Annotated in this window: 11 protein-coding genes; 3 read left to right on the top strand and 8 right to left on the bottom strand. The window is 55.5% G+C overall.

Features of this window, described 5'->3' with window-relative positions; translation table 11 throughout:
* Positions 1–323: 323 nt before the first annotated feature.
* Both RBH33_RS03350 and RBH33_RS03345 read left to right on the top strand, forming a co-directional pair.
* Positions 324–1052, top strand: coding sequence for a phosphoadenylyl-sulfate reductase (locus tag RBH33_RS03350; RefSeq protein ID WP_306730703.1), 729 nt, complete (start codon positions 324–326; stop codon positions 1050–1052).
* A 23-nt stretch (positions 1053–1075) separates the two neighbouring features.
* Positions 1076–1369, top strand: a complete 294-nt coding sequence (locus RBH33_RS03345) for a hypothetical protein (protein WP_306730702.1) — start codon at positions 1076–1078, stop codon at positions 1367–1369.
* A 61-nt stretch (positions 1370–1430) separates the two neighbouring features.
* Here RBH33_RS03345 and msrA read toward each other — a convergent pair whose 3' ends face one another.
* The 8 genes from msrA to RBH33_RS03305 all read right to left on the bottom strand — a co-directional run bounded on the left by msrA (position 1431) and on the right by RBH33_RS03305 (position 8949).
* Entirely contained in the window at positions 1431–2075 is a 645-nt protein-coding gene (gene msrA, locus RBH33_RS03340; RefSeq protein ID WP_306730701.1) for a peptide-methionine (S)-S-oxide reductase MsrA, read from the bottom strand.
* 273 nt (positions 2076–2348) lie between these two features.
* Positions 2349–3428 (bottom strand): protease SohB, encoded by a 1080-nt coding sequence (sohB, locus tag RBH33_RS03335; RefSeq protein WP_306730700.1) that lies wholly within the window; start codon positions 3426–3428, stop codon positions 2349–2351.
* A gap of 29 nt (positions 3429–3457) precedes the next feature.
* Entirely contained in the window at positions 3458–4114 is a 657-nt protein-coding gene (locus RBH33_RS03330) for a cation/multidrug efflux pump (protein ID WP_306730699.1), read from the bottom strand.
* Positions 4115–4219: 105 nt separating this feature from the next.
* Complete coding sequence (nudC, locus tag RBH33_RS03325; protein ID WP_306730698.1) at positions 4220–5032, bottom strand: NAD(+) diphosphatase; 813 nt, start codon at positions 5030–5032, stop codon at positions 4220–4222.
* 12 nt (positions 5033–5044) lie between these two features.
* A complete protein-coding gene (locus RBH33_RS03320) occupies positions 5045–6754 on the bottom strand; it encodes a FimL-related protein (RefSeq protein WP_306730697.1) in 1710 nt (569 codons plus the stop codon).
* A 206-nt stretch (positions 6755–6960) separates the two neighbouring features.
* Complete coding sequence (dnaQ, locus tag RBH33_RS03315; RefSeq protein ID WP_306730696.1) at positions 6961–7674, bottom strand: DNA polymerase III subunit epsilon; 714 nt, start codon at positions 7672–7674, stop codon at positions 6961–6963.
* 2 nt (positions 7675–7676) lie between these two features.
* Positions 7677–8114: a ribonuclease HI gene (gene rnhA, locus RBH33_RS03310; protein ID WP_306730695.1), complete on the bottom strand. Its 438-nt coding sequence runs from the start codon at positions 8112–8114 to the stop codon at positions 7677–7679.
* 10 nt (positions 8115–8124) lie between these two features.
* On the bottom strand, positions 8125–8949 hold the full coding sequence (locus tag RBH33_RS03305; RefSeq protein ID WP_306730694.1) for a class I SAM-dependent methyltransferase: 825 nt from the start codon (positions 8947–8949) through the stop codon (positions 8125–8127).
* Positions 8950–9035: 86 nt separating this feature from the next.
* On the opposite strand from RBH33_RS03305, the gene gloB reads away from it, so the two are divergent.
* Positions 9036–9809: a hydroxyacylglutathione hydrolase gene (gloB, locus tag RBH33_RS03300; protein WP_306730693.1), complete on the top strand. Its 774-nt coding sequence runs from the start codon at positions 9036–9038 to the stop codon at positions 9807–9809.
* The last annotated feature ends 27 nt before the right edge of the window (positions 9810–9836 follow it).

The raw sequence follows: 9836 nt of genomic DNA, 5'->3' as shown, positions 1-9836 counted from the left end.
AATGTGCCCGGTTTTATCTGTTACCCATGTGCCCGGTTAGTACCTTTCAAAATGGATCCCCGCCTTCGCGGGGATGACGACTCGAGCGGATACGCCGTCACTCTTTACGGTTCTACCGCCCCTCGTCATTCCCGCGCAGGCGGGAATCCAGTTCGAGCCGATGCTGTTGAGTCGTTCCTGCTCGTGGTGACGAGCACCTGGACGTGAAAGGATAATGATGGTGACGCCATTGGCTATAAGGTCATAAACGTTGGGTATTGGGAACTTGGCGAGCGCTCTGGTATTCTTCCGGCCTTTGTTTGGATGCAGCTGAGACCCTCGCCATGAGCAATGAATTGGTAACCACCGTCGATCTGGACGCTGAATTGCAGAAGCAATCGCCCCAAAAGATTCTCCAGTACGCTCTGGAACAGTACGAGAATTTGGCCATTTCCTTTAGCGGCGCCGAAGACGTAGTGCTGGTGCATATGGCTCACCAGATTAACCCTGACGTACAAGTCTTTTCTCTGGATACCGGTCGTCTACACGCGGAAACTTATCGCTTTATCGAGCGTGTGCGTAAACATTACGGCATCAAGATTGACGTGATGGCCCCCGATGCCGAAGCGGTGCGTCAAATGGTTAGCGAAAAGGGCTTGTTCAGTTTTTATGAAGACACCCACCACGAGTGCTGCGGGATTCGCAAAATTGAACCTCTGCGCAGGAAGTTGCTTGAGGTTGACGCCTGGGTGACGGGTCAGCGCAAAGATCAGAGCCCTGGCACCCGCGCGGGCATTCCTGTAATTCAGGATGACAAAGTGTTCGCCCGCCCCGGCGATCGCCTGGTGAAGTTCAACCCCTTGGCTAACTGGAGCTCCCAGCAGGTATGGGACTACATTCGAGCCCTGGAAGTCCCTTACAATGAACTGCACGACCGCGGTTTTATTTCTATCGGTTGCGAACCGTGCACCCGCCCGGTTGGGCCAGGGCAGCACGAGCGGGAAGGCCGTTGGTGGTGGGAGGAAGCAACCAAGAAGGAGTGTGGGCTACACGCTCAAAACATTGAGAGCTAACTGTCTGCCACGCGGAGGCTGGAATGAAAATCACCCTGGTGAAAAAGATTCTGCCGGACGGCTCGCCCTGTCGGAAATGCCGAGACGTTGAAAACCAGTTGAGAACATCCGGGTGGATAAAAAAAATCGATGAAGTGTTGGAAGCACACCAGACCGACCCCGACAGCCCCGGCATGCAGTTGGCACGTCAGTATCAGGTAAACAAAGCGCCTTTTTTTATCGTGGAACGAGAAAACCGGAAGCCGGAAATTTATACGGTTTACCTGAAGTTAGTGAAAGAGGTCCTGGAGCCCAGTACAAACGAAGGGCGGCAATAAGCCGCCCTCTTTCGTAAACGCTCCACATCCTAAACCGCCCGCGACAGCACCCTACCCCTTCTTACAATCCCGCTCTGGGGTACTCGACTCCGTTACTGGCCAAACCACAATAACCGCCCGGATTTTTGGCCAGATATTGTTGGTGGTAATCCTCAGCGTAATAAAACTCAGACGCCGGTTTAATTTCCGTTGTAATCTCGCCAAAACCGGCTGCCGTCAGCGCGGGCTGATAAACTACGGCACTCTCTTTGGCCTTGGTCAATTGAGCGTCGCTGAAAGTGTAAATACCGGAGCGATACTGGGTGCCGCGATCATTACCCTGACGCATCCCCTGGGTGGGGTCATGCTCTTCCCAGAAGAACTCCAGTAGCTCGTTAAACGCTACCTGCTCAGGGTCGTACACCACCAACACCACTTCATTGTGACCGGTAAGACCGCTGCACACCTCTTCGTACGTGGGATTGGGCGTATAACCGGCGCTGTAACCGACGGCGGTGGTGTAGACGCCCTGCAGCTGCCAAAACGCGCGTTCGGCACCCCAGAAACACCCCATGCCCACAATCAATCGCTCACTGCCTTTCGGAAACGGCGGCTTCAGAGGCGTACCTTTTACGGCGTGGCGGTTGGTGACAGGCACAGCTTGAGATCGCCCGGGTAGCGCATCCTCGGGCTTGGGCATTTGGGTTTTACGCTCGGAGAAAAACATGACGCACCTCCCGATAAAGCAAATAAACCGATGAACCTACTTGCTGTTGATAAGCGCTGCCGCGCTGTCTACTCGCCCGACTCGTGCCCAAGCGCGACAACGAAAAGCACCACCCTCTTAGACGCCGTCATTCCCGCGAAAGCGCAGTGCTGTCCGGAATAGGGTGAGTGTTCAGTAGTCTCAGACTATGGCACTCTTTTCTCAAACCAAACTAACACCCAGTAAACTCTTGAACTGGATCCCCGCTTTCGCGGGGATGACGGCTATTGGGTATTAAAACCAACGGTTTTGACTGCCGCGCTCCCACCAGGTCAGCAGCAGGCGATCGACAGCGCCCTGGGCGGCAAAGCCGAATTTTTCAGGGAGGGATTTTTTGTGCACAAACTCCACTTGGTAGATGTCTGCCTCCGGGTGCTGAGCTAGCAGGTATTCGTCGCTGGTTTGCAGGCCATCCACCAGATTCACTTCGGTGGCACGGCGACCAAACCAGATCTCACCAGTAGCCACTTTGGCTATGTCCACCTGGGGCCGATGCTCGGAGACAAACTCCTTGAACAGCACGTGAATGTCTTCCAGGTCTTCTTTAAATTTCTGCCGGCCTTTATCGGTGTTCTCACCAAACATGGTAACGGTACGCTTGTATTCACCGGCCGTGAACATCTCATAGTCGATGCTGTTCTTTTTCAGCAATTTGTTGAAGTTGGGCACCTGAGCCAGTACGCCAATGGAGCCGAGAATGGCGAACGGTGCGGCGAGGATTTTATCGGCTACGCAGGCCATCATATAACCGCCACTGGCAGCGACTTTATCTACGCACACGGTTAGGGGAATCTTTCGGTCGGTAATACGGGCCAGCTGACTGGAGGCTAAGCCGTAGCTGTGGACCATACCGCCGCCACTTTCCACTTTCACCACCACCTCGTCACTTTCCGTCGCCAGACTCAGAACGGAGGTAATCTCCTGACGCAGGTTCTCGGTCGCTGAGGCTTTAATGTCGCCGTGAAAGTCGAGTACAAAAACGCGCTTTTTAGGGCTTGGCACCGGCGTGGTCTTTTCCCGCTGGCCGCCCTGTTCTTTAAGGGATTTTTTAAGCTCTTTTTCTTCGAGCTTGCGCTTTTTCTTTTCGGTTTTTTCTTCTTGCTTTAGGGTCAGCTTATCCAAGGCCGCGTGGCGGAGCGAATCCGCCATCTCTTTGAACTTGTCATTAAGATTAGTGACTTCAATATGGCCTTTGTCGTGCTTTTTCTTTCCTTTGCTTCCCAGCGCTCCAATAAGGCTCACGATCACCGCCAGCGCCAGAACAAAGGTCAAGGTCTTGGCCAAAAACAAACCGTACTCCGCTAAAAATTCCAAAGTCAGACTCCGTCTTTAGATGGGTAAATTTAATCGTCCCAGATGGCCAGCGCATCGCGCGCTGGACCGTTCAAAGGTCTTGCCAGTAAACCGGCGCTGGACAGGCTTACTTCGAACAGGGCGTTGTCCGCCATAGGTACAAACGTGGCGCTGCTGTAATTGGCATCCGCCAGCGGCATTACCTGCGGGTAACGCCGCAGCCATTGCCATGTGTCCAGGCGCCATTGGCTGTCGCTGAGATCATAAACGGTACGCTCAACACTGCGCTCATCCTCAAGCATAAAGTAGCGGCCGCTGATTCGATCCAGGCGATAGCCGGGCTTTACACCCATGCTAGCGACAAAACCTTGCCACTTAATAACGCGGGCGTCCAGTTGCCACTGATCGCCACGCAAATCAAACTCCACTTCTTTGCCGTTACTGTGCACCAAAGTCGCCAGGTAATTCTGCTTACCCATTTGGCGAAAACTCAAGGTAGCCACTGGCTGTTCTTTAGGCAGTTGTTTATAACTGATGATGTCATAGGCTACCATGGCGAGCGCTCCTGCACCGCCCATTAGAGCCAGGCCGAACATACCTCTTAACCAACCCAGGAACCAGCGACTTCGCGCCAGGGTCTTTACTGCGCTATAGACTAACAGGCCACCCAGCAACAGCACGAACACCGCAAGTATTGTGTAGAACATGGTACGCCCTTTTCAGACAAATCTGGACTCACTAACCGCCTGCTGAAACGTTTCCTGGGATCTAGCTCCGAGCCGCTACAGCGTTTTATAACAGTCTGTTCGTCATTATTGGTTCTTATTCTGCTGTTCCGCGACAAAATGCGCAATCAGCTGACCGGAAAGAGTTTCCGGTGGGGGCACCTCGGGCAGGCGATCGTAGCGCCACCAGTCTGCCTCCACGATCTCCGTTTGATCCACCCGGATCGCTCCGGCCGCATACCGGGCATGGAAGCCCAGCATCAATTGCCCGGGAAAGGGCCAGGGTTGGCTGCCAAAGTAGCGCAGCCCCTCGACCTCCAGGCCGACTTCTTCTTTAACTTCCCGATGGACTGTGTCCTCCACCCGTTCGCCTACCTCTACAAACCCCGCTAGAGCAGTGAATATCGGGTTTTTGGACCGGGCGTGACGCGCCAGCAAACAGTGGTCACCACGGGTGACCAGGGTAATCATGCACGGGGACAAGCGCGGATAAAACCGAAGGTCGCACTGAGTGCATAAGGTAGCCCGTTCTCCGGGAACATCCTGCGTGGGCCCACCACAGCGGCCGCAGAAACGGTGCTCGCTACGCCAGCGGCTCAACTGTAAGGCTTGCCCTGCCAGGGCGAATAGTTGGTCATCCAGTTCGCCCAGTTGGCTGCGTAGGCCTTGCCATTGGGCATGAGCGAAAGATTGGGGCTGCGACAGGCTAACCAAAAAGTGTGGGCGTCCGCGTACATAGCCCAGCAGTTGAGGCTTGCTGCCCATGACGCTCTGAACTGCGGTCAGTTCCGATTCAGAACACAGGTACAGGCCTCCCTCCTCGCGACACAGGAGCTGCTGGTCATACACCAGTAGATATGCGCCTTGGGGCCGGACTGATTTAGGTTCGGTCGGATTCATGGTGGTGGGCCGCTAACGGACCGGGTACCCTAACGCCTCCACGCTTTCTTCCGCCACCTTAAGCACGCTGTCGTCTGCATCGCGCTCGTACTTGATGGTGTCCAAGTAGTACTCCAGGCTGATGACGGCATCCGCAAACGTTTCCAGCATGTGTTGCACGGCAGCGGGCTGTTCGTTTTGGAGCAGCGATTGCTCAACAAAGCGCACACAAGCGGACACCAAGGCGGCCGCACGGGGCAGGTTCAATAGAGTCATACCGCCACGAACGGAATTTAAGGTGTTGGCAACGTTCTTGATGTGCCCGACATCGTAATTGGATTCAGCGAAGGAGCTTAGCGCCCTTTTGACCAGGGAAAGGCCTGATTCCGCCTCTTCAAACACCAGTTGTTCCGCTTCCGCCAATTGGCTATGGGCGATGATGTCGTGACGAGAGGTGGCGTTGATCTCCGCTAGACGCTCATCGGAAAGACTGGTCTTACCCAAGCCGGACACCGAGCTCTCAATGTACAAAAGCGTGTCCGCCACGGCGAGCAGCTCTTCGGGGTCTATTTGTACTTTGCCTTCCTGCCAGCCGGCGATTTTCTGGATCTCCTGGCGCAGGCTGTTGCTGGCGGAAACCAACCCGACCACGGCCAGAATGTCCGCGACTTTCTTTAGCGTATCCAGCAACTCGGGGCTTTCGTTCAGAAGCTCGGTACCACCTTGAGCGGCACGCTCAAGAATATTTTTGGTGCTACGCAACTCATCTTTGAGTACGGCGCTCATAGAGTCGATGGTATTGGCGCTGGGGCCTTTAAGAAACTCCAGTTCCCGGATTAGCTCCGCATCGTTGTACGGTAAGTGTTCAACTCCGTAAGCTTTGGCTACCGCAACTACTTTAGGCGCGTCGGAACGAGACAGGGCCACCAGGTAGAGCATCTCCTTTAACAGGGCAGGATCTGGCGCTTTATCCAGAGCGCTTTTCCCTTCCGCCTGCACTTTTTTCACTTCACGATCCAAAGTGCTGAGCAGGCGTTTTCGTCCCATCGTTAGGTGCAGTTTTTTCTCGGCTGCGGCTTCCAGAAAGGCGCTGCCAACTCGCCAGAGCTCCCCCATCGGGTAACCAACGCAAGCCGAGTCCAAACGCTCCATGGAACGTGCCATCATGCTTAGCGCTGGGCCAGTACCCTTGCCCTGTAGCACTTTCAATAAGCCCACTTGGTACATGTGTCGCAAGCGGCGCACCACGCTATTCAGATCTTCACCCAGTACCGCCGCACTCTGCTGCTCGGTGCGCGCCACCTTGGGGATATCGAATACGTAGAAATGACTTTCTGGGAGCAGAGGCGCTTTGCGAATCTGGCGCAGCTCATTAATGTACGGGATTAACAGCATGGCCATGCTGCGTGACGTTTGTAGGCAGTACTCGAGGTAACGGGGCAAAATAAAGAAAGCGGAAGTGAGTACGTCGAGCTGTCGGTCGCTGTTGGGCTCTTCGCCCAGGGGAATATCGGTGATGTGCTCCACCAGCTCTTGCGCCAGAAGATCCACGCCTTTAAGTTGCAGCAAGCTCAAGGTACCGCTGATTTGCTTGATGCCATCAATGCAGCTTTGTAACAGCTCGGCGTTATTACGTTCAGAGGCAAACTGCTCCAAGTGCACGGCCGATTGCTCGATGGTGGCAATCAGCTCATCCTGTACCAGCTTGAGTGAACTCAGGTTGACTTTTTCGACTCCGGTCACTGCGGCTATCCTGTTGATTTGGCTTATTCTCCGAGGACTGAATGATGTTCACTTCCCTCGCCCCCAGCAGGCCACTAAGACCTCTATTCCACTAAGAATAGCAATGTAACGCCACTTACCCAAGTTTTTATGGCAACTTTACAAACCCGGCGTAAGTCCTTGTCCTGATTGTTAAATACGTCTCACAGTTGCCGCTGATTGGACCCTTATTCAGCCCAGAGGCAAATGCCGCCGCTGGCTTTGGCGATTGCCTCCAGCTTTTCCCGGTGCTCAGCCAACTCTTCTGCGACCGCCTCTATCACCGGCAACACCGGACGGTTGGCAGGCAGTGGTCGCGGTTCGCTGCCGGCGACACCGGATCGCCCGCTCTTGGAATCCTCTCCACCGAGAGACAAAGCCGTCTGACCGCCAGTCATCAGTAGGTAAACGTCGGCCAGAATCTCAGCATCCAGCAACGCGCCGTGAAGTTCACGCTGGGTGTTGTCAACACCGTAGCGTTTACACAAGGCATCCAAATTGTTCTTCTGCCCTGGGTGCTTGGAGCGCGCCAGCAGGAGCGTGTCCATCACGGTACACACACTGGTTATGGTCGAAACCTTACCGCCCAGCCGCTTTAGCTCGGCGTCGATAAAGCCAATATCGAAGGGGGCGTTGTGAATTACCAGTTCAGCACCGTCCACAAACGCCATAAATTCATCGGCGATCTGGCTGAACAGAGGCTTGTCCGCCAGCATTTCATTGGTAATGCCGTGGACTTCCATCGCCCCGGCGTCCACCTCCCGCTCGGGATTGATGTACTGGTGGTAGTGGCGGCCCGTGAGGCGTCGATTCACCAGTTCAACGCAACCTATCTCGATGATCCGGTGGCCCTGCGCCGTTTCCAAACCCGTGGTTTCCGTATCCAACACAATCTGACGCACGTTTAACTCCTCAATTCATCAATGCCGCGGTTGGCCAACTGATCGGCGATGTCGTTTTCCCGGTGGCCGCTGTGGCCTTTGACCCAGTGCCAAACTACCTTATGGCGTTGATTTTCCGCATCGAGAGCCTGCCAGAGGTCGACGTTTTTAACCGGCGCCTTGGAGGCCGTTTTCCAGCCATTGCGTTTCCAGCCGGCCAGCCAGCCACTGATGCCCTGTCGAACATACTGGGAGTCGGTCGTTAAAGTCACTTCACAGGGCTCTTTCAGGGCGGCCAACGCCTCAATGGCCGCGCGCAACTCCATGCGATTATTGGTGGTCTGTGCTTCTCCCCCGTACAGGGAGCGCTCGACGTCTCCAAACCGAAGCAACGCCCCCCACCCGCCTGGGCCAGGATTGCCACGACAGGCACCGTCGGTAAACACTTCAACTTTTTTCAAGATATCGCCTCTACTGGCTTGATTTGCAAGCCTTTTGCTCTTTTCTTATCGATTTGACGCCCTCCAGGCCCGGGGCGGTTTTGACGCTCTCCCAGCTAGGCTTCAGCGGAATGGGCGCACCTAGGTCTTTCCGGGCCACGATGATATAGACCCCGCCCGGAAACATGGGCAGCTTTTTACCCCAGCGCTCCAACCAATGCAAATGGCGCAATGCTCCGGGGCGCTGAATCGGTGGGCGGTAAAAACCGTGATTGACCTTCACCAACTCAAGATCCAACAGCTGAAGCCAATCCAGTACCCTGCCCAAGCGCAACGACTGATGTCGCCAGCGGGGGCTGTCGCTAAAACAGCGCGCCACCCAGCGCCCTATTCCCAGCAGACTCCATGGGTTAAAGCCCACGATGACCAAATGGCCTCGCGGTATCAGTACACGCGCCACCTCCCTGAGCAGTTGGTGCGGGGTTTGGGAATAATCCTGTAGGTGGTGTAACAACACCAAATCCAGTGATTCCGCTGATAAGGGGAGCGAATGAAACTCCGCTACCAGTGGCGACAGCGCCCCTTGGGTGGCCGTGGTGGGAGCCAGGGTAAACCGGTGGGTAATGCGACTGCCCCGCGTAAGATCCAACGCGGGATCGACACTCATCTGCAGCAGGTGGTAGCCGAATAAATCCTGCAGCTCTGGCTCCAATAACATGCGTTCCTGCTCGAGCAACGCCTGGCCGAGCGGCGTTTCCAGCCAAGCTTCTACATCCGGTAAGGACTGGCGCAGGGGCACCACACCAAAGCGCTGGCGCATAAAAACGCGCATTCGGCGAATCAAGCGATTAGGCATGGTCGTCCAGGCTACAGTTTGGTGTTGGCGATCAGATTCTTTATCATGCCAGTTACATCGCCATACAACCAGAGACGTGAGGCCCCATGTTTGACATAGAAGCCATTCCGACCCTGGATACAAATTACGTGTGGCTGCTCAAGGGCACCGATCGCCGAGCCTACATAGTGGACCCCGGCGAGGCGGCTCCGGTGATAGAGCGGCTTCAGGAAGGCCAGCTGACACTGGCGGGCGTACTGATCACACACCACCACTGGGATCACACAGACGGACTCGACGACCTTTTGGCGTACTCTCAAGTGCCCGTTTACGGCCCCAGCTCTGTGCGGCAGGTGTCGGAGCCACTATCAGAGGGCGAGCACCTCACCCTGGAGCATGTCACCTTTGAGGTGATTGCCCTGCCCGGCCATACCTTGGACCATATTGCGTACTACTCTCCGGCAGGCGCCAACCAGCCGCCGGTCGTATTTTGTGGAGATGCACTGTTCGCGGGCGGCTGCGGACGACTGTTTGAGGGGACGGCCGAGCAGGCCTTACACTCCCTAAAAAAACTCACGCAGCTGCCTCCCGACACGCTCGTTTACTGCGCTCACGAATACACCTTGGCAAACCTGCGCTTTGCGCGCTTGGCCGACCCCGACAATCCCGCACTGGAAAGCCGCCGGGGCCGGGAAGAACGAGCCCTTGCCCGCACCGGCATCACACTACCCACCGTTATGAGCGAAGAACTGGCCACCAACCCCTTCCTGCGCTGTCGGGAGCCGGCGATACGAAAACAGGTTGAAGCCCACGCCGGACGAGAGCTGAAAACCGAAGCTGACGTTTTTGCGGCCCTTAGAAGCTGGAAGGATGCCAACTAATTTCCCTCCCCGAACAGGTTGTTTTTC

Source organism: Marinimicrobium hydrolyticum, from assembly GCF_030848505.1.
Lineage (GTDB): Bacteria > Pseudomonadota > Gammaproteobacteria > Pseudomonadales > Cellvibrionaceae > JAVDDU01.
This window is presented reverse-complemented; position numbering and strand designations above follow the sequence as displayed.

Coding starts and splice junctions, on each gene's coding strand:
- RBH33_RS03350 (WP_306730703.1), top strand. CDS start 324: ATGAGCAATGAATTGGTAACCACCGTCGATCTGGACGCTGAATTGCAG.
- RBH33_RS03345 (WP_306730702.1), top strand. CDS start 1,076: ATGAAAATCACCCTGGTGAAAAAGATTCTGCCGGACGGCTCGCCCTGT.
- msrA (WP_306730701.1), bottom strand. CDS start 2,075: ATGTTTTTCTCCGAGCGTAAAACCCAAATGCCCAAGCCCGAGGATGCG.
- RBH33_RS03330 (WP_306730699.1), bottom strand. CDS start 4,114: ATGTTCTACACAATACTTGCGGTGTTCGTGCTGTTGCTGGGTGGCCTG.
- nudC (WP_306730698.1), bottom strand. CDS start 5,032: ATGAATCCGACCGAACCTAAATCAGTCCGGCCCCAAGGCGCATATCTA.
- RBH33_RS03305 (WP_306730694.1), bottom strand. CDS start 8,949: ATGCCTAATCGCTTGATTCGCCGAATGCGCGTTTTTATGCGCCAGCGC.
- gloB (WP_306730693.1), top strand. CDS start 9,036: ATGTTTGACATAGAAGCCATTCCGACCCTGGATACAAATTACGTGTGG.